Here is a 255-nt window from a genome sequence, read left to right on the forward strand (position 1 = left end):
CACGTGGACCGTCTCTGACGGTGTCGCCAGCGACATTCTCGACGCTGACGACTCGGTGGAGGCGCTGAACGCCCGTGTTGGGCAGAACGTTACCCAGAGCGGCGACATCGCTGAGGGCGACCGGGTCGTCCACCAGATCGACGCGAGTGGTCTGTCCGGCCTCCTTGAGGCGACTGGTGAGGACAGCTCCACCGATCAGCTGCTCGACGCACTGAACAACGACGTTCTCGACAGTAACACCGAGGCCGGTGTCGA

The 255-nt window shown here is 63.9% G+C and carries 1 protein-coding gene; it reads left to right on the top strand.

Going from position 1 to position 255, the window contains the following annotated elements:
• Positions 1 to 255 (top strand): hypothetical protein (locus tag C471_RS08420; protein WP_004048167.1); only part of this gene is annotated, 255 nt, incomplete at both ends.

The organism is Halorubrum saccharovorum DSM 1137, from assembly GCF_000337915.1.
GTDB classification, from domain to species: Archaea; Halobacteriota; Halobacteria; order Halobacteriales; family Haloferacaceae; genus Halorubrum; species Halorubrum saccharovorum.